This is a genomic window from Acidovorax sp. 62 (assembly GCF_002754495.1).
Classification (GTDB): domain Bacteria; phylum Pseudomonadota; class Gammaproteobacteria; order Burkholderiales; family Burkholderiaceae_C; genus Acidovorax.
In genome coordinates this window covers 3694471-3715444 of sequence record NZ_PEFJ01000001.1, presented here as the reverse complement: position 1 = coordinate 3715444, position 20974 = coordinate 3694471, and the positions used below count along the sequence as shown (strand labels likewise).

Here is a 20974-nt window from a genome sequence, read left to right as displayed (position 1 = left end):
GCCGCGCTCACAGCGCCAGCGATACCGCACCCACCAGCAGTGTGATGACCAGCACCACGGTGACCACATGCTCAGCCACCACGGCCTGCAGCCACAGGGCGCCCGTGAGCAGGCTGTCCATGGGCCCACGCAAGGCGCCGCAGTGCTGCAGGTGCTCGCCCAGGCTGGACAACTCCAGCAGCGACACATCGGCGGGCTGCCCCGCGCAGGCAGTGTCCCAGGCGCAGGTTGGGGGGTGGATGGGGTGGGTCATGGCGGCCTCCTGTGGCGGGTGAACGGCACGGCGGCGGTGCCGCCCTGCTCTGGTTCACTTGTACCGACCGGATGCCGGGGCGTCTGTGCGTTGACGAACACAACCTGGGCCCTTGGCACTGGCAACTGTGCTGGGGCGCCATGGAGAACAGGGCTGTGTGGGTAGAGGGAAAAATAGGCTCTAGCGGCTTATATATATAAGCGCTAGCAGCTATCAAAAATGTAGTGCGTTAGGGTGCTGAAGAGACAGTGCAGTGAAGGAGGGTGCCCACTTCGCCGCCTGGCCTGCCTGCGCCGCGCTGTCACGCCATGGCACTCGGTCTGTCATACCGCCGTCACAGCGCGTGGGCAAGCTCTCGCTTGTCTTCATCTTGTTGTGTTTTTGGACTGTCATGCCCGTTCTGTCTGCATCCTCCATCGTCTCCCGCATCGCCGCCAACATGGCCCACGTGGCCCACGCCAGCAATGCCACCGCCATGGCCCTGTTGGCCGTCACTGCACGCGCCTGGGCGCTGCCCTTGGCTCAGCCTGCCGCCAGCGCGCTGGCCAAGTAATCCACCCACGCCCGCACCCGGCTGGGCAAAAACCGGTTGGGCGGGTACAGCAGCCACGCCGTGCCTGAATAGGCCGTGTCGTGCCGCCATGCGGTCAGCACCCGCACCAGCGCGCCGCTGGCCAGGGCCGCTTGCGCCGCAAAGCCCGGCAGGCTGGCAATGCCCAGGCCCGCAATGGCGGCCTCGCGCCGCATCTCGCTGTGGTTGACCACGTAGCGTCCGTGCACTGACACGGTGGCTTGTTCCCCATCCTGCAGCGGCTTTGGGCCTGCTGGGTCGTTTCTCTTTCCCTTGGTTGGCACCACGCGCTGCGTGAACCGCCAGCGCCGGTCGCTCGGGTCTTCGCCCAGGTAAATGCAGTCGTGCGCGGCCAGCTCGCCCGGGTGCTGCGGCGTACCACGGCGCGCCAGATAGGCGGGGCTGGCGCACACGATGTGCTCCACCGCCTCCAGCGGGCGGCCCGCCAGCCCGGGCGGGGGTGTGTCGGTGATGCGAATGGCCAGGTCCACATCTTCGGCAAACAGGTCCACCACCCGGTCGGTCACCACCAGCTGCACATCGACCTGCGGGCGCGCCGCCAAAAACGGGGGCACCAGTGGGTGGATGCGCTGGCGCCCATAGGCCTTGGGCACGCTCATGCGCACCAGCCCCTGCGGGGTGTGGGTGTGCTGCTCGGCCAGTTGCAGCACCTCGCGGGCGGCGCTGTCCAGCGCCTGGCAGCGGGTGTAGGCGGCGTGGCCTGCTTCGGTCAGCCGCAGCTTGCGGGTGGTGCGCTCGAGCAGGCGCACCTGCAGCAAGCCTTCCAGCCGCGCCACCTGCCGGCTCACGGCCGACGGTGTGGTGCCCAGCGCCCGCGCCGCGCCAGAAAAACTGCCCGCCTCCACCACCCGTGCAAACACGGCCATGTCGGTCAGGTGCGCCAGGTGCGCGATGGGTGCCAAGGCTTCATTTGTGCGCATAGGGAACAAATGTTGTTCTGAAAGGCTGGATTATCAGCATGGCTGCGCAAATTTACGATCGCAGGCATGAACTCTCCCGCCGCCGTGCACAGCGCCCCCTCCCTGGCAACCGCCCCATCTCCTCTGCTGCGCGGTGCCGACCTGGCCCTGCTGTTGGTGGCCATCGTGTGGGGCACCAGCTACGGCGTGGCCAAGGGGGCGCTGGCGTTTTACCCGGTGCTCGGTTTTTTGGCCGTGCGCTTCTTGCTCACAACGGCCTTGCTGGCACCGGTGGCGCTGCGCGGCACCACGGCCGCGCAGCGGTGGGGCGCGCTGCGCAAGGGGCTGCCGCTCGGGGCCTTGTTGCTGTCCATCTTTGTGTGCGAAACCTATGGCGTGGCCCACACGCCCGCCAGCCGCGCCGCCTTCCTCATCAGCCTGTGCGTGGTCTTCACCCCCGTGGCCGAATGGGCGCTGATGGGCCAGCGCCCCAGCCGCGCCGTGTGGATGTGCGTGGCCGTGTCGCTGTGCGGCGCACTGCTGCTGGCCGGGGGCTGGCAGGGCGCCTGGAGCGGGGGCGATGCCCTCATGCTGGCCGCCGCCGTGCTGCGCGCCCTCATGGCCTGCGCCACCGCGCGGGCGGCCCGCCATATTTCGCCCAGCGCAGCCCCGGGCGCGGCACCCGTGCCCGTGTTGCTGCTCACCACCGTGCAGTCGGCCGTGGTGGGCCTGGGCACCCTGGCCATGGGCTGGGCGCTGCTGCCGCAAGGCCTGCCGCCGCTGCCCACTTGGGCCGCCGCCAGCGCCTTCTGGTGGGCCACCGCCTACCTGGTGCTGGGCTGCACCGTGTTCGCCCTGGTGGCGCAAAACTGGGCCCTCAAACACACCAGCCCCAGCCGCGTGGGCCTGCTCACCGGCACCGAGCCCGCCTGGGGCGCGCTGTTTGCCGTGGCCTGGCTGGGCGAGAGCCTGGGGCCGCAAGGCTGGCTGGGCGGGGCGCTGGTGGTGGGGGCTGCGCTGTGGATGTCGCGGCGGTGAGGGGATGACGCGCTGGTACGTCAAGCCGCCTTCACGTAGTCAACAAAGGCTCTCAGCGGTGCCGGTACCAGGCGGCGGCCGGGGTAGTACAAAAACGGGCCAGAGAACTGTGGCCACCACGTCTGTAGCACGGGCACGAGCGCGCCCTGGTCCAGATGGGGTTGCAACCAGTCGCGGAAAAGATAGACGATGCCCATGCCTCTGATGGCCGCATCTACGGCCAGGTCTGCGGCAGCGCCCCCTTGCACCAGAAGGGCAGGCACGGGGTTCACGGTCAGTGTTTCACTGCCTTGATGAAACTCCCACGGCGGAAGGTTGCCGCTTGGAAAACGCAGACGCAGGCAGTCATGCTCCAGTAGCGCGTGCGGATGGGCGGGCATCCCTCGGCGGGAGATGTAGCCCGGTGCTGCAGCGCAGGCGAACTGTTGCACCTTGGGCCCAATGGGGACCGCGATCATGTCTTGCTCCAGGCTTTCGCTGTAGCGGATGCCCGCATCACAACCGGCGGCCAGAACATCGACAAAACTGTCTTCCGCAACCACCTCCACCGTGATGTCGGGGTAGGCCGTTTTGAACCCCGGCAGTAGCGCCGGAAGCACCAGTTTGCAGGCGGCAACTGGCACGTTCAGGCGCAGCGTGCCCGCAGGGCGGTCACGCAAGGAGTTGACCGCATCGAGTGCGTCCCCTACCTCCTGCAGCGCGGGGGCGAGTCGCTCCAGCAGTCGCTGCCCGGCTTCGGTCGGTGCCACGCTGCGGGTGGTGCGGTTCAGCAGGCGCACGCCCAGTTGTCCTTCCAGTCTCCGCACGGCCTCGCTGATGGCCGATGCACTGACACCCTGCTGCTTGGCCGCTCCGCGAAAACCTTGGGCTTTCGCTACGGCAAGCAGTGCTTTGAGGTCGTTCAGGTCCACATTCATTGTGCGCCATTCTGCACAAGCTGTGCGCACTGTGCGGGCTTATCAATTCTTTGGTGCGTTTCTACACTGCGACCCATCCCCATTCACCCTCGTAACCAAGGACCACTTCATGCACTCTCTTGAACAAGCTGGCACGTTTTTGCTCGGTAGCCGCCCTGTCTTCCGTCTGGGCTACGGTGCCATGCAGTTGGCGGGGCCAGGGGTCTTTGGGCCACCCAAGGACAAAGCAGCCGCCCTGGCGGTGCTGCGCACTGCTGTGGAAAGCGGCGTCAATCACATCGACACCAGCGACTTCTATGGCCCCCACATCACCAACCAACTCATTCGTGAGGCGCTCAGCCCCTACCGAGGTGACCTGACCATCGTGACCAAAATCGGTGCGCGCCGAGACGATCAAGGCGCTTGGCTGCCGGCAGCATCGGCGCAGGAGCTGACTCAGGCTGTGCACGATAACCTTCGCAATCTGGGTGTGGACGTGCTCGATGTCGTGAACCTGCGCGTGATGTTCAATGCGTTTGGCCCGAGCGAAGGCGCTATTGAGGAGCAGGTCAGCGTGCTGGCCGAGCTGCAGCAGCAGGGGCTGGTTCGCCACATTGGCCTGAGCAATGTCACCCCGACCCAGGTCGCTGAGGCCCAGCGCCTGTGCACTGTGGTTTGCGTGCAAAACCAATACAACCTGGCACATCGTCAGGACGATGCTTTGGTGGACGAACTGGCACGCCAAGGCATTGCGTATGTCCCGTTTTTCCCGCTGGGAGGATTCAGCCCGCTGCAGTCGACCCAGTTGTCGAGCATCGCACTGCGGCTGGGGGCCACGCCGCTGCAAGTGGCGCTGGCATGGTTGCTGAAGCGGTCACCCAATGTGCTGTTGATTCCGGGCACCTCGTCCGTCGATCACCTGCGGCAAAACCTGGCCAGTGCGCAACTCGCGCTTGCACCCGAAGTGCTCGCAGAACTCGATGGCGTGGTGCAGGACCGCGCGGGCAACCACCCGGCGTAAACGTACAGCATTGGACGCATTGCCCGGCCGGGTGTTGCGGCGTCACACCCACGTCACATCCCCCCGGCAAGGTTGCGCCTTTCCTTTTGTGCACCCTTGCCACTATGTCTGCTTTCTTCTCTTTGAATCGTCTGGCCGCCAGCGTTGCGCTGGCTTGCGTTGCCCTGTCGCCAGCTTTCACCGCCCACGCCCAACAAGCCTTTCCCGCCACGCTGGCCGGTCACGCCGTGATGCCTGCCATGACGGTGATTGCCGCCCCCGCCGATGCCCCGGCCGATCTGCGCCATGCGGGCAAGTTCACCACCGCGCAGCGTGTGGAAAAGCTCGGCTCGGTGGCGGGCCTGTCGGCTGGGCGCCCCACGGGCATTGGTTTGCCGTTTGACGGTCAGCCGCTGCAAGGGCACTCGGGCATCAAACGCATGCCGGACGGCAGCTTTTGGCTGCTGACGGACAACGGCGCGGGCTCCAAGGCGAATTCGCCGGACTTCATGCTGCACCTGAGCCACTACCAAGTGGATTTCCAAAGCGGCCAGTTCAGCCGCCAAAAGACCATCTTCCTGCACGACCCCGACAAGAAGGTGCCTTTCCGCATCACACAAGAGGGCACGGACAAGCGCTACCTGACGGGCGCGGACTTTGACCCCGAGAGCTTCCAGTTTGCGGGCGGTGCGCTGTGGATTGGCGACGAGTTTGGGCCCTTCCTCATCAAGGCAGACTTGAACGGCAAGGTGCTGGCGGTGTTCGAGACCAAGGTGGACGGCAAGGTGGTGCGCTCGCCCGATGCGCCCGGCGTGCTGATGCCCGGCGCGCCCGATGCCAAGCCCACCGCGTTCGATGTGAAGCGCTCCAAGGGCTTTGAAGGCATGGCCGCCAGCAAGGACGGCAGCAAGCTCTACGCCCTGCTCGAAGGCGCGCTGTGGAACGACGCCGCCAAGGCCTACGAGAACGTGGGCGGCAAGCAGTACCTGCGCGTGCTCGAATTCGATGTGAAGACCGAGCAATGGACGGGCCGCCACTGGAAGTACGTGCTGGAGGCCAACCACCACGCGATTGGCGACTTCAACATGATCGACGCCAGCATGGGCCTCATCATCGAGCGCGACAACGGCGAAGGCACGGCCGACAAGGCCTGCCCCACGGGCCAGCAGCGCACCGATTGCTTCCACGACCTGGCGCAGTTCAAGCGCGTCTACAAGGTGGAGTTGAACGATGCCAACGTGGGCGGCGAGATCCGCAAGGTGGGCTACATCGACCTGATGAGCATCCAGGACCCGCAGCGCCTGGCCAAGAAGCCGCTGAACAACGGCGTGCTTACCTTCCCGTTCTTCACCATTGAAAACGTGGACGTGGTGGACGACCAGCACATCGTGGTGGGCAACGACAACAACCTGCCTTTCAGCAGCAGCCGTGACCCGAACAAGGCGGACGACAATGAGCTGGTGCTGTTGCAGGTGGAGGCGCTGCTCAAGGCGCGCTGACCCTGCGCAGGCGGCGCGGCTGGGTTGCTGCGCCGCTCGACTCCGTCAAAAAGTGAAACGCCCAGGGCCTGCATTGCGGGCCCTGGGCGTTTGTGTCTGTGCCCTGCGCTTGTGAGGGGCGTGCAGGCCTTGGGGTGTATGGGGTGCGGGGCTCAGTCCAGCCAGCCCTTGGGCGCCTTGTCGGCCTTCTTCTCGACCGGGTTGGCCAGCAGCGACTGCGCGGGGTACTGGCGCAAAAACTCTTTGGCCTTGTCGGTGCGGGCGGTCAGCCAGGCGTCGTAGGCGCCCTCGTTCAGGATGACGGGCATGCTCTTTTCGCTGCCCGGGGGCTGGTAGCGGTTGAGCAGCGCATGGTTGTTGGCGTTCACGGTGATGAGCGCGTAGCTGATGATTTCTTCGCCATCGGCCCCCTGCCAGCGGGCCCACAGGCCTGCCAGGCCCATGGGTTTGCCGTCGACCCGGGCGATGCGGGTGGGCACGGGCTTGCCCTTGCGGTGATCGTCTGCATAAAAGGCCTGCATGGGCACGATGCAGCGCTGCCCCGCCAGCCAGGCTTCGCGAAAGGCGGTGCCGGTGCCCAGCAGGTCGGACTTGGCCGTGGTCAGCTTGGGGGCGCGCAGCTTGGCGTCTGACGCCGACTTGACCCAGTGCGGCACCAACCCCCATTGCGCGGGCACCAGCACGCGGGTGCGGTCGGCGGGTGGGGTGGGGGCCGGGGCCTCTGCGGAGGGCGCATCGGCCGCTACGGCCTGGGGCGCAGCCGCCGTCACCTCAGGCCCTGCAGCTGCGGGCGCCCGCAGGGTGGTGGCCACGGGCCGGTGCACGATGAAGAACCCCGGCTTGCGCGGCCACAGCATTCGCTCGGCGGGCACCTCAGGGGGCTCCACGCCAAAGGCCTCGCGGTAGGTGTCTTCGGGGTGCAGGGTTTCGTACTGGGTGGTCATGCACGGATCGTACCGTGGAAAGCCTGGATTTTGGTTAAAAATGCCTTCTGGCGCTTATCTAATAAGCGCTAGAAGCTATGAAAATAATAGCGTTTAGGTGCGTGCAAGGGCGTGCCGCGCCCTTGCGATGACCTGCGTCAAGCCGGGTGTCGCCTGCGTTCTGACAGGGGCCTGCGCGGTTTTCACAATGCCCGCATGGACTTCAACCCCTCCCCCCTGGCGCGGCAGTTGTGCGATCGGCTCAACGCCTTCATCGACCGCTACGTGCTGCCCTACAACGCCGCCTGGCATGCCGCCGTGCAGGCGGGCGACTACCCGCCGCCGTTCCTCGAAGACCTCAAGGCCCTGGCCCGCGAAGAGGGGCTGTGGAACCTGTTCTTGCCCACGCTGCGCGATGACGAGCCCGGCACGCGCCTGTCCAACCTGGACTACGCACCGCTGGCCGAAGCCATGGGCCGATTGCCCTGGGCGGCCGAGGTGTTCAACTGCAGCGCACCCGACACCGGCAACATCGAGCTGCTGCACCGCTTTGCCAGCCCTGCGCAGCGCGCGCAGTGGCTGCAGCCGCTGCTGCACGGCAAGTGCCGGTCGGCCTTTGCGATGAGCGAGCCGGACGTGGCATCGTCCGACCCCACCAACTTGCAGACCACGGTGCGGCGCGAGGGCGAAGTCTTGGTGCTCAACGGCCGCAAGTGGTTCATCACTGGCGCGGCCCACCCGCAGTGCCAATTGCTCATCGTGCTGTGCCGCAATGCCGATGGGGACGAAGACGCCGCCAGCATCGACAGCCTGGGTGGCCCCCGCCACCATGACCCCCACCACTGCCACAGCATGGTGCTGGTGCCCCTGGACACGCCGGGCGTGGAGGTGGTGCGCAACATCCGCGTGCTGCACCACCACGCGCCCGAGGGGCATTGCGAGATTCGCCTGCACAACGTGCGTGTGCCCGCCACCGCCTTGCTGGGCGCCTGGGGGCAAGGCTTTGCCATGGCGCAGGCGCGCCTGGGGCCGGGGCGGGTGCACCACTGCATGCGCACCATCGGCCAGTGCGAGCTGGCCCTGCAACTGGCCGCTGAGCGCGCGCTGGAGCGCCACGCCTTTGGCAAGCCGCTGTCTGAACAAGCCAATGTGCAAGAGTGGCTGGCCGACTCACGCATCGAGATCGATCAGGCGCGCTGGCTGGTGCTGCACACGGCCTGGCTGCTGGACCAAGGCCCGCACGGGGAAGAACGCGGGGTGAAAACGGGGCAGGGCACTGGACAAGGCGCTGGGCCCGAAGCGGCCAACGCCCGGCAGGTGCGCGCGCAGGTGGCGGCCATCAAGGTGGTGGCAGCCCGGCTGCAGCAGCGCGTGGTGGACCGGGCCATGCAGATTTTTGGCGCCATGGGCCTGTCGCCCGATACGCCCCTGGCCGCCTTCTGGACCTGGGGCCGTTCCCTGCGCCTGATGGACGGGCCTGACGAGGTGCACCTGCGCACCGTGGCCCGGCAGGTGCTGGCCCAGGCGCGCGCGGGCCTGGGCAGCCACACGGCTTACTTCACCACGCCCGAGCAGCTGGCGGCCCCGCCGCGCCTGCAGGCTTGAGCGGCTTGGGGCTTCAGCCGCGCAAAAACTGCCCCAGCACGCCCATCAGGTCACTGCTGTTGCCCAGGCCGCCCTGGGGCACCTGGCCCTGGGGCGTGAGCTGGTCCACCAGGCCGGGCAGCAGGTGGCTGAGCTGTTGGGCCACGTCGGCCGGGGCTGCGCCCACCTGGCTGCCCAGCTGCGACAGGGTGCCCTGGCCCAGCACGCTGGCCAGTTGCTCGCCCGAGATCGGCAGGTTGGTGCCCGTGCCAATCCACGACTGCAGCACATTGCCCAGCCCTGCTTGCTGAAAGCGCTCTACCAGCCCCGCCAGCCCGCCGTGCGCGCCATCGTTGCCCAGCAGGGACAGCACGGCTTGCACCAGCTGCGGGTTTTGGGCGGCCATGCCCAGCAGCCCGCCCAGGCCGCCGCCTGCGGCAGTGCCCCCGGCCTGGCCTGCGTTGTTCAAAACTGCGCCGACGACTGAATCGAATAAACCCATGGTGCTGCTCCCTGTGAAACCGTTGAAAAGGCGGGCGGGGTGGCCCACCGTTGCGCGGCATGGGTTGAGGGCCGGTTCGGGCTCTCAGCCGTGTGCGTTGGGCAGTGTGCCGCAAGCCACCATGGGCTTGCTGGGCCAATGGTCAACTTGTGCAAACTGGCGGGGCCGGTTGATTCAGCCGCTTTGAACTTGAAATCTCCGCTCGGGCCTGTGCCGAATCCATAGCGGGCAGAACAGGCAGCGGGCCGCTGCCTGGGTTCTTTGAATTGTTCTCCTAGCCGCAGCTGCCCAGCGTCTTGCCCGCCATGGCGGGGCGCAGGGTGGCCAGCCACTGCTGGCGCTGTGCATCGGTCACAGCGGGCAGCTTGAGGGTGAAGCCCGGGGCGGCCTGGCGCTCCAGCACCACGCGGGCGGTGCGCACGCCCTGGGCGTTCAGGGTGGTCAGGCCCCGCTGCGCGGCCTCTTCGGTGGAGAAGCGGCCCAGCGACAGGCCCAGCTCCAGCGTGCCGCCCGCGCGGTCAAAGTCCACCTTGCGGGCGCGCAGCTCGGCGCGCTTTTTGTCCAGCGTGTCCTGGTCGTCAAAGCGGCCCATGTAGATCATCCAGCGCCCGGTGATGGGCGTGGGCTCCAGCGTCCAGCTGCCCTGGGGCAAGCTGGCGGCAGCGGTGCGCAGTGCCGCCGCCTGCTTGTCGTCAAACACGCCGGCCTGCAGGCATTCGCCCGCATCGGCGGCCGGGGCAGCTGCGGCCGTGGCAGCTGCGGCCGTGGCAGAGGCCCCGGCATCGGCCGCAGCCGCCGGTGGGGCGGGCGGCGTGGGGGCGGCGGTGGTGCCTTGCGTGCGCAGCACTTTCAGGGTCTCGGGGCGGATCTGCTGCTGCATGCGCAGGGGCTCGGCCTGCTCGGGTTGGGCCAGGCCTGCGCTGCGCAGCCAGCCCTGGGTGTAGGCGTAATAACCGGCATTGGCCAGCAGCAGGGCGATGACGGCAAGGCGCAGCATGGGTGGGGGCTTCTCTCGGTTCAGTTCAAGGTGGGGGTCACAGCGGGGCGGCCACCACGGCAGGGCGCACGCTGATCTCGGCACTGGTCACGGCCTGCATGCCCTGGGCGGTGTGCACCAGCAGCGCGCCGTCTTCGCCCACGCCATGGGCGGTGCCGGTCTGGCCGTCGCTCAGCGTCACAGGGCGACCCTGCAGCACATCGCGCGCAGCAAAGCGGGGCTGCACGGGCGCAAAGCCGCAGGCCTCAAAGCCCTGCAGCATGCCCACCAGCGGGGGCACGATGCGCAGCAGGGCGGCGGGCGCATCCAGGCCCGGCTCCACATCCTGCAGGCTGCCGGGGGGCATGCTCATGCCCTCGGCGCTGCGGGGCAGCACATTGATGCCAATGCCCACTACCACGTAGCGGGCGGCGGTGCCATGCTGGCTGGCGCCGGGGGCGGCTTGTGCGGCCTGGGGCGATACGAAGCTGGCGGTCTCCACCAAAATGCCGCCCAGCTTGCGGTCGCCGCTCAGCCACAGGTCGTTGGGCCACTTCAGGCCAATGCGGGGGCTGTGGCCGGGCTGCAGCGGGGGCAGGGCGGGCTGCAGGCTCTCGGCCACGCTCACGCCCACGGCCAGCGACAGGCCGGACCAATCCTTGGGCGCCAGCGGCAGGCCCAAGGACAGCATGAGGGAAGCCCCTACATCGCTCTGCCACACCCGGCCCAGGCGGCCGCGTCCGGCGGTTTGCTGCTCGGCCACCAGCAGGGTGGGTTCGGTCTGCCCGGCCCGGGCGCGGCGCATCAGCTCGGTGTTGGTCGAATCGATGCTGGGCAGCACCTCGACCGTGAAGCCCGGCAACAGTGGGGCCACGGCCTCCCAGACGGCCTCGGCGGGCCAGCGGATGGGGGCGGTCATGCCTTGCCGCCCTTGTCGCCCTTCGTGGCTTTGGTGGCCTTGGCTTTGCCCCGTGCAGCGCGGGGCTCTGGCGGGGGCAGGTCGGGCATGGGCGGGCGCCAGCCGCGCTTGGGGGCCAGCAGCGTGCCTCGGCAGGTGGCAGCGCCGCACCAGCAGGGGTATTCGGCCTTCAGTTTGGGGGTGTAGCGCTCTTCAATGATCAGGCCGTAGTCGTAGTTCAACTCGTCGCCCGCCTTGATGTTGCGCAGCGCGGTGATGAAAATGCGGCCGTCCTGCTCGTCGGCAAAGCAATTGGGATCGCAGCTGTGGTTGATCCAGCGGGCCGAGTTGCCACCGTAGTTGGCGTCGATCACCCGGTCCTCGTCCACATGGAAGTAAAACGTGTGGTTGGGCTGGCTGGGGTCGTGGGGGTGGCGGTCTTGCGCTTCTTGCCAGCTGATGATTTCGCCGGTGTATTCCACCAGCACCTCGCCAGCGGCGATGTCCTGCAGGGCAAAAACCCCTCTGCCGTGCACGCCCGAGCGCCGGGTCTGGATGCGGCGGCCGGAGTGGGCGTTGGGGTCGGCGGGCGTTGCATTGCGGGCCATGGCAAAAACTCTGTTAACTTGATGGTGCACACATGTGTGTGCGTGCGCGTGTATGCGTGTGCATGCGCGTGAGAGCCGAATTGTAGAAGCGCCCGCAACCCGGGCAACCAGAATGACTGGCGAGAGCCCCAAAATGACCAAGACCCTGGTAATTGCAGAAAAACCCTCAGTGGCGCAGGACATCGTGCGCGCCCTGACCCCCGTGGCTGGCAAGTTTGACAAGCACGAAGACCACTTCGAGAACGACCGCTATGTAGTCACCAGCGCCGTGGGCCACCTGGTGGAGATCCAGGCCCCCGAGCAGTTTGATGTGAAGCGCGGCAAGTGGAGCTTTGCGCACCTGCCCGTGATCCCGCCGTTTTTTGACCTCAAGCCCGTGGACAAGACCAAGAGCCGCCTGAACGCGGTGGTCAAGCAGGCCAAGCGCAAGGACGTGTCTGAACTCATCAACGCCTGTGACGCGGGCCGCGAGGGCGAGCTCATCTTCCGCCTGATCGAGCAGTACGCCGGTGGTTCCAAACCCCTGGGCAAGCCCGTGCGCCGCCTGTGGCTGCAATCGATGACGCCCCAGGCCATCCGCGATGGCTTCAACGCCCTGCGCTCTGAGCAGCAGATGGCGGGCCTGGCCAGCGCGGCGCGCAGCCGCTCTGAGGCCGACTGGCTGGTGGGCATCAACGGCACCCGCGCCATGACGGCCTTCAACTCGCGCGACGGCGGGTTCTTCCTGACCACCGTGGGCCGGGTGCAGACGCCCACCCTGTCGCTGGTGGTGGAGCGCGAAGAAAAGATCCGCAAGTTCATCAGCCGCGACTACTGGGAAATCCACGCCACCTTTGGCGCCCAGGCCGGTGAATACCCCGCCAAGTGGTTCGACCCCAAGTGGAAAAAGGGCGAGGATGCAGAGATGCGAGCGGACCGCGTGTGGTCTGCCGCCGAGGCACAGTCAATAGCCAACGCCGTGCGCGGCAAGCAGGCCACCGTCACCGAAGAGAGCAAGCCCACCACCCAGGCATCGCCCCTGCTGTTCGATTTGACCAGCCTGCAGCGCGAGGCCAACGGCAAGTTCGGCTTCAGCGCCAAGACCACGCTGGCCCTGGCACAAAGCCTGTACGAGCGCCACAAGGCCCTGACCTACCCGCGGACCGATTCGCGCGCGCTGCCTGAAGACTATTTGCCGGTGGCCAAGCAGACCTTTGAAATGCTGGCCGACAGCGGCATGCGCCACCTGGCGCCGCACGCGCTCACCGCGCTGAACAACAACTACGTTCGCCCGTCCAAGCGTATCTTCGACAACAGCAAGGTCAGCGATCACTTTGCCATCATCCCCACGCTGCAGGCACCGAGCGGCCTGAGCGAGGCCGAGCAAAAGCTGTACGACCTGGTCGTGCGCCGCTTCATGGCGGTGTTCTTCCCCAGCGCTGAATACACCGTCACCACCCGCATCAGCACCGTGGCCCCGCACAGCTTCAAGACCGAAGGCAAGGTGCTGGTCAAGCCGGGCTGGCTGGCCATCTACGGCAAGGAAGCCGCCGAAGAAGTCGAAGGCGGCAAGGACGGCGACAAGGGCCAGAACCTGGTGCCGGTCAAACCCGGCGAAAGCGTCAACACCCTGGCCGTGGACCCCAAGGGCCTCAAGACCAAGCCCCCCGCCCGCTACTCCGAAGCCACGCTGCTGGGCGCCATGGAAAGCGCGGGCAAGCAGATCGACGATGAGGAACTGCGCTCTGCCATGCAGGAAAAGGGCCTGGGCACACCTGCGACCCGCGCGGCCATCATCGAAGGCCTGCTGACCGAAAAGTACATGCTGCGCGAAGGCCGCGAAATCATCCCCACGGCCAAGGCCTTCCAGCTCATGACGCTGCTGCGCGGGCTGGAGGTGGAGGAGCTCTGCCGTGCCGACCTGACCGGCGAGTGGGAGTACAAGCTCTCGCAAATGGAAAAGGGCCAACTGAGCCGCGAAGCCTTCATGGCCGAGATCGCCGCCATGACCGAGCGCATGGTCAAGAAGGCCAAGGAATACGACCGCGACACCATTCCGGGCGACTACGCCACGCTGGAATCGCCGTGCCCCAACTGCGGTGGCGTGGTGAAGGAAAACTACCGCCGCTTTGCCTGCGTGGGCAAGGCGGGCGCCGAAGGCTGCGGTTTCAGCTTTGGCAAATCGCCCGCAGGCCGCACCTTTGAAACCGCCGAGGCCAACGCTCTGCTGCGCGACAAGAAGATCGGCCCGCTGGAAGGCTTCCGCTCCAAGGCGGGCTGGCCCTTCACGTCCGAGATCGTCATCAAGTACGACGACGAAGCGCACAACTACAAGCTCGAATTCGACTTTGGCGACGACAAGAAGGGCGAAGAGTCCGGCGAGATCGTGGAGTTTGAAGACGCCGCGCTCGGCCCTTGCCCTATCTGCGGATCGGAAGTGCACGAGCATGGCAGCAACTACGTGTGCAGCAAAGCCGTGCCCACCGCCGCGCAGCCCACACCGAGCTGCACCTTCAAGAGCGGCAAGATCATCCTGCAGCAGCCCGTGGAGCGCGAGCAGATGCACAAGCTGCTGGAGACCGGCAAGACCGACCTGCTCGACAAGTTCGTGAGCATGCGCACGCGCCGCAACTTCAAGGCCCACCTGGCGTGGGACAAGGAAGCGGGCAAGGTCAACTTTGAATTCGCGCCCAGCAAGTTCCCGCCTCGCCCGGGCGCTGCGGCCAAAACCGCCGCCGCCAAGGCAGGCAAGACCACCGCAGCCGCCAAAAAAGCCCCTGCCAAAAAGGCCGCAGCCAAGTCCACCGCCGCCAAAGCCCCGCGCAAGGCCGCCGCAGGCAAGGCCCCCAGCGCCGCCCTGGCCGCTGTGATTGGCAGCGAACCCGTGGCACGCCCCGAGGCCGTCAAGAAGATGTGGGAATACATCAAGACCCACAACCTGCAAGACCCCAAGGACAAGCGCACCATCGTCGCCGACGACAAGCTGCGTGCTGTGTTTGGTAAAGACAGCGCGGGCATGTTCGAGCTGGCGGGCATCCTGGGCAACCACCTGGGCGGCGACGCATGACCGCGCAGGCCTGCGCACGGGCCTGGGCGCTGTGCGCAGCCCTGGGCCTGCTTGCAGGCTGCGCTGGCACGCCAGCCGCCGGGGGCGATGCCCCTGGCCCCTTGTACAAACGCAGCGCAGGTAGCAGCAGTGGCCCCCAGGGCAACGCTGTGACGGACATGGGCGGCGGCAGCAGCGGCGTTACCGTGTATGGCGAGATTGACGTGGGCGTGGGCCGGCGGCGCTGACCTTCGCGCGGTGCCCACAGTGTTTGCATGCAACCCGCGCCCTGTACCGGGGGCGCCGGTGCACGTTCGATCCGTCAGGGACTGAGCCGCGGCCCAAGCCCGAGCCGTTCGGGCTGAGCCTGTCGAAGCCAGGGCACGGGCTGTGTGCGGCGCTGCAACAGGCCCCGCATGAAAGGTTGTGTCGATTTTTTGAATGCCCACCGGCATGCCCGGCATACCCAGTAAGAGGACCCCCGTTGGCCACCGTTCACCCCTACCAACCCAAGCACATCACCCCCACCGACGAGCAAGTCGCCGTGCAGATGTCTGCCGAGCGCACGCTCATCATCGAGGCCAACGCAGGCGCCGCCAAAACCACCACGCTGGCGCTGCGCATGGCCCAGGCGTGGACCACCGGCATGCCGCCCGAGCGCTGCCTGGCCCTCACCTACACCGACACCGCCTGCCAGGCCCTGCAGGCCGCGCTGCGCAAAATCGGCCTGCCCGCGCCCGTGGTTCAGCGTTTTCGCATTGCCAGCTTTGACGCCTTTTGCGCCGCCATGCTGCAAGAGCCCTATGCCCCGCCGGTAGAGCAGATCGACACCATGGAGGCCTTGCGCCCCTACGTGTGGGAGGCCGTGCAGCGCGTGGAGGCCAACGAATACGAGCGCTGGCCCGAAGAACTGCAGCTGCCCAGCGCGGGCGATGCAGGCTTTATCGAAGACTTTCTGGCCATGGCTCTCTGGCTCAAGGGCACGATGAAAGACGACCTAGAGCGTGACGACGGCCCCGCCACGCCCGACTATGCGGGCGATCTGGGGCTGGGCTACACGCAGCTCAAGGTGTTTCGCGCGTACGAACGCATCCGCCGCCGTGAACTGGCCGAGCAGCCGCTGTTTCGCGGCCCCTACGACGCCACCTACGACCTGGCCCGCCGTCTGCTGGAAGGCGACACCGCCGCCAGCCTGCCGCACTGGCCGCGCAACCTGCAAATGGTGCTGGTGGACGAGATGCACGACATGAACGCAGCCTCGTTCCGCGTGCTGCGCGAGCTGCTCGACTCGGCCCCGTGCCAGTTCTGCGGCGTGGGCGACCGCGACCAGGTCATCTACGGTGCGCACGGGGCCGATGCCGTGTTCATGGGCGACGCCATCACCGCGCACACCGGCCGCCCGGTGGCGCGCCTGCCCCTCACGCCCAGCCACCGCTTTGGTCGCAAGCTGGCCATCAAGGCCGGGCGTTTGGCAGACAAGCCCTACGGCTCTTTGGCTGCGCACGACACCGCCGTACAACTGCTGGGTTACGACGACGAGGCCGAATGCGTGGACCTGATCGCCCACCAGGTGCAGCAGTGGCGCACCGCCACGCGCGGCAAGATGGCCGGGCTGGCCGTGCTGCTGCGCCACCCGGGCCAGTCCATCGCCATCGAAAACCGCCTGCTGGCCGACGGCGTGCCCTACACCGTGAGCGGTTTTGAAAGCTACCTGCTGCGCCCCGAGGTGCTGCTGGTGCGCGGCCTGCTGGCCGTGGCCACCGACAACTTCGACAGCGTGACCGAGCCCCGCACCCGAGAAAAGCTCATGCGCGCCCTGGTCTTCTTCTGCGGTGCGCGCATTGTGGTGAAGGGGCGCGAGCACGAATCGCAGCACGACCTGCTGGCCGATGCCATCCGCAGCGTCACAGACAACCCGCTGTTTCTCGAGAGCTTCTTCACCAACCAGATCGTGCCCAACGTCGAGCCCGCCATGCAGCGGCGCCTGCGCAACGCGCTGAAGGTGGCCAAGGAAGCCCATGGCCCCGACACCCTGGCGCGCCTGCTGGAGGCCCTGCAGATCGAGGCCGTGGTGCGCGAGGTGTTCGTCTCGCGCCAGCGCCGTGCCGACGCCCTGGCCAACCTGGCGGGCCTGAGCCACGCCGCCCAGGCCTTTGGCAGCGCGCGCGACTACTTTTTGCACCTCAACGCCGCCGAGCAGCGCCAGCGCGAGCTGCGCAGCACCGCCAGCCTGGTGCTGGCCCACATCGGCCATGTGAAGGGGCTGGAGTTTGAGCATGTGCTCATCCCCTATCTGGAGCAAGGCGCCTTCCCCGACCCGCAAGCACCCTTTGCGCAAGAGAAGAACACCTTGTATGTGGGCATGACCCGCGCCCGCCAGCAGCTCACCCTGCTGTCGCACCGCCAGCACCCCAGCGTGTTTGTGGAGCAACTGGGCTACGCCGCCAGTCCCAAGGCCACAGCTGCTGCCGCTGCAAAGGGTGCGGACGCAGGCGGCACGGCTATGCCCGGCGCCCGCACGGCAGCGACCTAAGCCGCATCCACCGCATACACCACACACCGGAGCCCACACCATGCGCAGCCCCCGCCAACGCGCCTTCTGGACCTTGCTGGCCGTGCTGCTGCTGGCCGCCGCCGTCGCCGCGTGGTGGACGCGCGACCAATGGGCCGGGCAGGTGCAGCCCTGGGCCGAGCAGGCCTGGCGCAAAGCCACCCGCCCCGGCGCAGACACCTTGCCGCAGGACCGCAAGGCGGCATCCGCTAGCGCAGGCGGTGTCGGTAGTGCGCGCAGTGGCGCATCGGCCCCCGTGGCACCCACCCCCCGCAAATGCGTGCAGCAAGGGCGCACCATCTACACCGACCAGCCCTGCCCACCCGGCAGCCAAGAGCAACTGCTGGACGGCGGCGCCGTGACCACGCTGCCTCGGTAAGGCGGCTGGTCTACTGCGGGTAAGGCCGCGCACGCCCCGCGCCGCCCTGTCCGGTCGGCGTCAGCCCCATCGCGCAATGTCACCACAATGTCATTGCGCGCCCCTAGAGTCGCGCGTTTTTCCCACCACGGAATCACGCCATGAAAGCCCTCACATCCCTCGCCGCCGTTTGCTTGTCTGCCCTGGTCCTTGTCGGTTGCGGTGGCAGCGATGACTCGCCCGCACAGCCCCAGGTCATTGCCCACCGGGGCGCCAGCGGCTACCTGCCCGAGCACACCCTGGGCGGCTACGAGCTGGCCATCCGCATGGGCACCGACTTCATTGAGCCCGATCTGCAAATCACCAAAGACGGCGCACTGGTCGCCATCCACGACGACACCCTGAACCGCACCACCAACGTAGCCACGCTGTTTGCGCAGCGCAACGGCGGCTACAAGGTGGCCGACTTCACCCTGGCCGAGATCAAGACCCTGACGGTGATCCCCACCGGCACGGGCAAGACCAGCTACCCCGGCTTCACCCCCAGCGCCGCCAGCCCCTTCACGGTGCCCACCTTCCAAGAGGTGGTGGACTTTGCCAAGAAGCAAAGCAACGCCGTGGGCCGCGAAGTGGGCATCTACCCCGAAGCCAAGCAGGCCGACCCGGTGATGGAAGACGGCATCCTGAAAACGCTGAACGCCAACGGCTACAACGCTGGCAGCAAGCTCTTTATCCAATCCTTCAGCGACGCCACCTTGCGCAGCCTGCGCACCAAGCAGATCGCGCAGAACAACAAGATGCCGCTCATCTTGCTGGGCGTGGCCACCAAGGCGGCCGATGGCTCGCTGCGCATGGGCGTGGTGGGCAGCACCAGCGTGACCACCCTCACGCTGCAAGAGGTGGCGGGCTTCACCGAAGGCGTGGGCGTGCTCATCAACAACACCACCTACCCCCTCACCAAAGCCTTCATCGACCAGGCCCACGCCGCTGGCCTGAAGGTGCACGGCTGGACCTTTGCCCAGGCAGACGCCACCCTGGCGGCGGCCGAGTTCCGCCAGTTTCTGGACATGGGCATGGACGGCATGTTTGCCAACTACCCTGACCTGGCTGTCACCGCCCGCAACACCTACGTGCAAGGCAAGTAAGGCCACCTGAGCGCCCCAGGGGTTGGCACCCCTGAGGCTGTTGGTGCACCATTTGCTTCATTTTTTATAGCGGCCAGCGCTTCTGTATCAAGCGCTGGCCGCTTTTTTCATGCCCAATCCATCGCGCGCAATGAAGCGCAGCAAAAGGGGTTGAGAACGCAACAAAAAATGTTGCTTGAATGTCAAATAGAAATATTTGGTTACGAGATTTGGTTAACAATCCAGCCTCTCGCATTCCGTCATTGGTGTTAACCCTAGGTCTTGGGTGTCTGCTCCGGCGGGTCGCGTTGTCCTGATTTGTTTCCAACCCGTCTAGTCCCCCTGGGGCCCCATCTCTCTATGCGACTGAAAACCAAACTGACATTGGCCTTGATCCTGATGTGGCTCGGGCTTTTCTTGCTCGGTGCGTGGGCCGCGTTCCATGCCCGCTCTGTGGTCACCGACGAGCGGCAGGCCGCCGTCAACCATGTGGTGGACCTGGGCTACAGCCTGGTGGAGTCGTATGCCGCAGAGGTGGCCGCCGGGCGCCTGGAGCTGCCCGCCGCCAAAGAGCAGGCGCTGGCCCGGCTGTCCAAGCTGCGGTTTGACAACGGCAAGAACTTCCTCTTCGTCATCGATTCGGCCCCGCTGATGCTCATGCACCCCACGGGCGGCAGCCTCATTGGCACCAACGTGGGCGACCGCAAAGACCCCGACGGCGTTGCCTACTACCGAGAGCTGGCCGCCATGGGCCAGAAGAACGGCCAGGGTTTTGTCTCCTACCAGGCGGGCGTGACACAGCCCGATGGCAAGGTCGAGCGGATGCCCAAAGTCACCTACGTGCGCTACAACAAAGCGTGGGACTGGCACATCATGGCGGGCGTGCTGGTGGGCGACATCCAGGCCTCCTTCTACAAAACCATCACCAAGCTGCTGGCCATCGTGTTGGTGCTGGGCACCATCATCCATGTCTCCATGCTGCTCATCATCCGCAGCGTCACGGGCAGCCTGGGTGGCGAGCCTGCGCAGGCCGGTGACGTGGCCGGCCGCATTGCCGATGGCGACCTCACGGTGGTGGTGCCCGTCTCGGGCAAAAACCCGCACAGCCTGATGGCTGCCATGCACACCATGCAAACCCGCCTGGCGGGGCTCATTGGCAACATCCGCAACGGCACCGAAGAAATCCGCCACGCCGCCAGCGAAATCGCCTCGGGCAACCTCGACCTGTCTTCGCGCACCGAATCGCAAGCGTCATCGCTGCAGCAAACCGCTGCCAGCATGGAGCAGCTCACCAGCACCGTCACCCAAAACGCCGACAACGCCCAGCGCGCAGGCGAGCTGGTGCACAACGCCGCTGCCATTGCCGAGCGCGGCGGCGCCGTGATGGGCAACGTGGTGGACACCATGCGTGGCATCACCGACAGCTCCAACCGCATCTCAGAAATCATCGGCGTCATTGACTCCATCGCCTTCCAGACCAACATCCTGGCGCTGAACGCAGCGGTGGAAGCCGCCCGCGCAGGCGAGCAAGGCCGTGGCTTTGCCGTGGTGGCCAGCGAAGTGCGCAGCCTGGCCGGGCGCAGCGCCCAGGCCGCCAAAGAGATCAAGGGCCTGATCGACGCCTCAGCAGGCAAAGTGCGCGAAGGCTCGGGCCTGGTCGACCGCGCGGGCACCACCATGACAGAAATCGTGGGCGCCGTGCAGCAAGTGCGCGTCATCATTGACGAGATCACCGCCGCATCGCAAGAGCAGCGCGCAGGCATCCACCAGGTCAACCAGGCCGTGGCCCAGATCGACCAGGTCACCCAAGAGAACGCCGCCCTGGTCGAAGAATCTGCCGCCGTGGCCAACGCCCTCAACGACCAGGCCCGCCAACTGGCCGAGCTGGTGGCCGTCTTCCGGGTGCCCGGCGCCAGCGCACAAGCGGGCGCAAGCCAGGGCACCGGTGCCCTGCGTCAGCCTGGCCGGGGCCAAGAGCCTACCCTGCGCCTGGCATGAGTGTGGCCTGAGGCTGCCTGAGGTTGGGGCGCAGCGCACCGTGCGTGCCATGGCGCCCGCCTGTCTCTCTTTTGTAGCCCTGCGCGCACAGCGCCCCGCACACCAAACCACATCATGCGGCGGGCGTGCGTTGCGCATCTGGTGGATCGGTGTCGGCACCTATTGCGTGCGCCCCCCAGCTTGCTCACCATGGCCTCACCCATGCCCCACCACACCGTTGGCATTCCATCTGTCCACCCGTTCCAGCCCA

19 protein-coding genes are annotated in these 20974 nt (G+C 66.8%); 11 read left to right on the top strand and 8 right to left on the bottom strand.

Translation table 11 applies throughout. The features are described 5' to 3' along the window. Nucleotides 1-7 precede the first annotated feature (7 nt). On the bottom strand, nt 8-253 hold the full coding sequence (locus tag CLU86_RS16720) for a hypothetical protein (RefSeq protein ID WP_099742396.1): 246 nt from the start codon (nt 251-253) through the stop codon (nt 8-10). Between the two features lie 391 nt (nt 254-644). Here CLU86_RS16720 and CLU86_RS22860 point away from each other — a divergent pair, with 391 nt between their 5' ends. Continuing rightward, on the top strand, nt 645-806 hold the full coding sequence (locus CLU86_RS22860) for a hypothetical protein (RefSeq protein WP_158236341.1): 162 nt from the start codon (nt 645-647) through the stop codon (nt 804-806). Here CLU86_RS22860 and CLU86_RS16715 read toward each other — a convergent pair. Continuing rightward, nucleotides 776-1765: a LysR family transcriptional regulator gene (locus CLU86_RS16715; RefSeq protein ID WP_099742395.1), complete on the bottom strand. Its 990-nt coding sequence runs from the start codon at nt 1763-1765 to the stop codon at nt 776-778. The genes CLU86_RS22860 and CLU86_RS16715 overlap by 31 nt on opposite strands. A 66-nt stretch (nt 1766-1831) precedes the next feature. Here CLU86_RS16715 and CLU86_RS16710 point away from each other — a divergent pair, with 66 nt between their 5' ends. Further along, nucleotides 1832-2782 carry a DMT family transporter gene (locus tag CLU86_RS16710; protein WP_099657098.1) on the top strand — a complete coding sequence of 317 codons (951 nt, stop codon included), beginning with the start codon at nt 1832-1834 and terminating at the stop codon, nt 2780-2782. A 20-nt stretch (nt 2783-2802) separates the two neighbouring features. Here CLU86_RS16710 and CLU86_RS16705 read toward each other — a convergent pair whose 3' ends face one another. Beyond that, nucleotides 2803-3699, bottom strand: coding sequence for a LysR family transcriptional regulator (locus CLU86_RS16705; protein ID WP_099742394.1), 897 nt, complete (start codon nt 3697-3699; stop codon nt 2803-2805). Nucleotides 3700-3808: 109 nt separating this feature from the next. Here CLU86_RS16705 and CLU86_RS16700 point away from each other — a divergent pair, with 109 nt between their 5' ends. Both CLU86_RS16700 and CLU86_RS16695 read left to right on the top strand, forming a co-directional pair. Next, nucleotides 3809-4699 (top strand): aldo/keto reductase family oxidoreductase, encoded by an 891-nt coding sequence (locus CLU86_RS16700; protein ID WP_099742393.1) that lies wholly within the window; start codon nt 3809-3811, stop codon nt 4697-4699. A gap of 104 nt (nt 4700-4803) precedes the next feature. Further along, nucleotides 4804-6177, top strand: a complete 1374-nt coding sequence (locus CLU86_RS16695) for an esterase-like activity of phytase family protein (RefSeq protein ID WP_099742392.1) — start codon at nt 4804-4806, stop codon at nt 6175-6177. A gap of 152 nt (nt 6178-6329) precedes the next feature. Here CLU86_RS16695 and CLU86_RS16690 read toward each other — a convergent pair whose 3' ends face one another. Then, on the bottom strand, nt 6330-7121 hold the full coding sequence (locus CLU86_RS16690) for an SOS response-associated peptidase (protein ID WP_099742391.1): 792 nt from the start codon (nt 7119-7121) through the stop codon (nt 6330-6332). 195 nt (nt 7122-7316) lie between these two features. On the opposite strand from CLU86_RS16690, the gene CLU86_RS16685 reads away from it, so the two are divergent. Further along, nucleotides 7317-8705: an acyl-CoA dehydrogenase family protein gene (locus tag CLU86_RS16685; RefSeq protein ID WP_099742390.1), complete on the top strand. Its 1389-nt coding sequence runs from the start codon at nt 7317-7319 to the stop codon at nt 8703-8705. Between the two features lie 13 nt (nt 8706-8718). Here CLU86_RS16685 and CLU86_RS16680 read toward each other — a convergent pair whose 3' ends face one another. From CLU86_RS16680 to CLU86_RS16665, 4 genes are all read right to left on the bottom strand, one after another. Beyond that, entirely contained in the window at nt 8719-9186 is a 468-nt protein-coding gene (locus CLU86_RS16680; protein ID WP_099742389.1) for a YidB family protein, read from the bottom strand. Between the two features lie 274 nt (nt 9187-9460). Beyond that, nucleotides 9461-10183: a sporulation protein gene (locus CLU86_RS16675; RefSeq protein WP_099742388.1), complete on the bottom strand. Its 723-nt coding sequence runs from the start codon at nt 10181-10183 to the stop codon at nt 9461-9463. Between the two features lie 37 nt (nt 10184-10220). Next, entirely contained in the window at nt 10221-11081 is an 861-nt protein-coding gene (locus tag CLU86_RS16670; RefSeq protein WP_099742387.1) for a biotin--[acetyl-CoA-carboxylase] ligase, read from the bottom strand. After that, nucleotides 11078-11668, bottom strand: coding sequence for an SET domain-containing protein (locus tag CLU86_RS16665; RefSeq protein ID WP_099742386.1), 591 nt, complete (start codon nt 11666-11668; stop codon nt 11078-11080). The genes CLU86_RS16670 and CLU86_RS16665 overlap by 4 nt, the downstream gene beginning before the upstream one ends. A 133-nt stretch (nt 11669-11801) precedes the next feature. Here CLU86_RS16665 and CLU86_RS16660 point away from each other — a divergent pair, with 133 nt between their 5' ends. The 6 genes from CLU86_RS16660 to CLU86_RS23250 all read left to right on the top strand — a co-directional run bounded on the left by CLU86_RS16660 (nt 11802) and on the right by CLU86_RS23250 (nt 20724). Beyond that, nucleotides 11802-14714, top strand: coding sequence for a DNA topoisomerase III (locus CLU86_RS16660; RefSeq protein ID WP_099743642.1), 2913 nt, complete (start codon nt 11802-11804; stop codon nt 14712-14714). Further along, a complete protein-coding gene (locus CLU86_RS16655; protein ID WP_099742385.1) occupies nt 14711-14941 on the top strand; it encodes a hypothetical protein in 231 nt (76 codons plus the stop codon). The genes CLU86_RS16660 and CLU86_RS16655 overlap by 4 nt, the downstream gene beginning before the upstream one ends. 236 nt (nt 14942-15177) lie before the next feature. After that, entirely contained in the window at nt 15178-17226 is a 2049-nt protein-coding gene (locus CLU86_RS16650; protein ID WP_099742384.1) for a UvrD-helicase domain-containing protein, read from the top strand. Nucleotides 17227-17266: 40 nt separating this feature from the next. Next, nucleotides 17267-17623: a DUF4124 domain-containing protein gene (locus CLU86_RS16645; protein ID WP_099742383.1), complete on the top strand. Its 357-nt coding sequence runs from the start codon at nt 17267-17269 to the stop codon at nt 17621-17623. Between the two features lie 140 nt (nt 17624-17763). Further along, nucleotides 17764-18747 carry a glycerophosphodiester phosphodiesterase family protein gene (locus tag CLU86_RS16640; protein WP_099742382.1) on the top strand — a complete coding sequence of 328 codons (984 nt, stop codon included), beginning with the start codon at nt 17764-17766 and terminating at the stop codon, nt 18745-18747. A gap of 339 nt (nt 18748-19086) precedes the next feature. Continuing rightward, nucleotides 19087-20724 (top strand): methyl-accepting chemotaxis protein, encoded by a 1638-nt coding sequence (locus CLU86_RS23250; RefSeq protein WP_099742381.1) that lies wholly within the window; start codon nt 19087-19089, stop codon nt 20722-20724. Nucleotides 20725-20974: the final 250 nt, after the last annotated feature.

Coding starts and splice junctions, on each gene's coding strand:
- CLU86_RS16695 (WP_099742392.1), top strand. CDS start 4,804: ATGTCTGCTTTCTTCTCTTTGAATCGTCTGGCCGCCAGCGTTGCGCTG.
- CLU86_RS22860 (WP_158236341.1), top strand. CDS start 645: ATGCCCGTTCTGTCTGCATCCTCCATCGTCTCCCGCATCGCCGCCAAC.
- CLU86_RS16700 (WP_099742393.1), top strand. CDS start 3,809: ATGCACTCTCTTGAACAAGCTGGCACGTTTTTGCTCGGTAGCCGCCCT.
- CLU86_RS16665 (WP_099742386.1), bottom strand. CDS start 11,668: ATGGCCCGCAATGCAACGCCCGCCGACCCCAACGCCCACTCCGGCCGC.
- CLU86_RS16675 (WP_099742388.1), bottom strand. CDS start 10,183: ATGCTGCGCCTTGCCGTCATCGCCCTGCTGCTGGCCAATGCCGGTTAT.
- CLU86_RS16685 (WP_099742390.1), top strand. CDS start 7,317: ATGGACTTCAACCCCTCCCCCCTGGCGCGGCAGTTGTGCGATCGGCTC.
- CLU86_RS16710 (WP_099657098.1), top strand. CDS start 1,832: ATGAACTCTCCCGCCGCCGTGCACAGCGCCCCCTCCCTGGCAACCGCC.
- CLU86_RS16670 (WP_099742387.1), bottom strand. CDS start 11,081: ATGACCGCCCCCATCCGCTGGCCCGCCGAGGCCGTCTGGGAGGCCGTG.
- CLU86_RS16690 (WP_099742391.1), bottom strand. CDS start 7,121: ATGACCACCCAGTACGAAACCCTGCACCCCGAAGACACCTACCGCGAG.
- CLU86_RS16655 (WP_099742385.1), top strand. CDS start 14,711: ATGACCGCGCAGGCCTGCGCACGGGCCTGGGCGCTGTGCGCAGCCCTG.
- CLU86_RS16640 (WP_099742382.1), top strand. CDS start 17,764: ATGAAAGCCCTCACATCCCTCGCCGCCGTTTGCTTGTCTGCCCTGGTC.
- CLU86_RS16680 (WP_099742389.1), bottom strand. CDS start 9,186: ATGGGTTTATTCGATTCAGTCGTCGGCGCAGTTTTGAACAACGCAGGC.
- CLU86_RS16705 (WP_099742394.1), bottom strand. CDS start 3,699: ATGAATGTGGACCTGAACGACCTCAAAGCACTGCTTGCCGTAGCGAAA.
- CLU86_RS16720 (WP_099742396.1), bottom strand. CDS start 253: ATGACCCACCCCATCCACCCCCCAACCTGCGCCTGGGACACTGCCTGC.
- CLU86_RS16645 (WP_099742383.1), top strand. CDS start 17,267: ATGCGCAGCCCCCGCCAACGCGCCTTCTGGACCTTGCTGGCCGTGCTG.
- CLU86_RS23250 (WP_099742381.1), top strand. CDS start 19,087: ATGCGACTGAAAACCAAACTGACATTGGCCTTGATCCTGATGTGGCTC.
- CLU86_RS16660 (WP_099743642.1), top strand. CDS start 11,802: ATGACCAAGACCCTGGTAATTGCAGAAAAACCCTCAGTGGCGCAGGAC.
- CLU86_RS16715 (WP_099742395.1), bottom strand. CDS start 1,765: ATGCGCACAAATGAAGCCTTGGCACCCATCGCGCACCTGGCGCACCTG.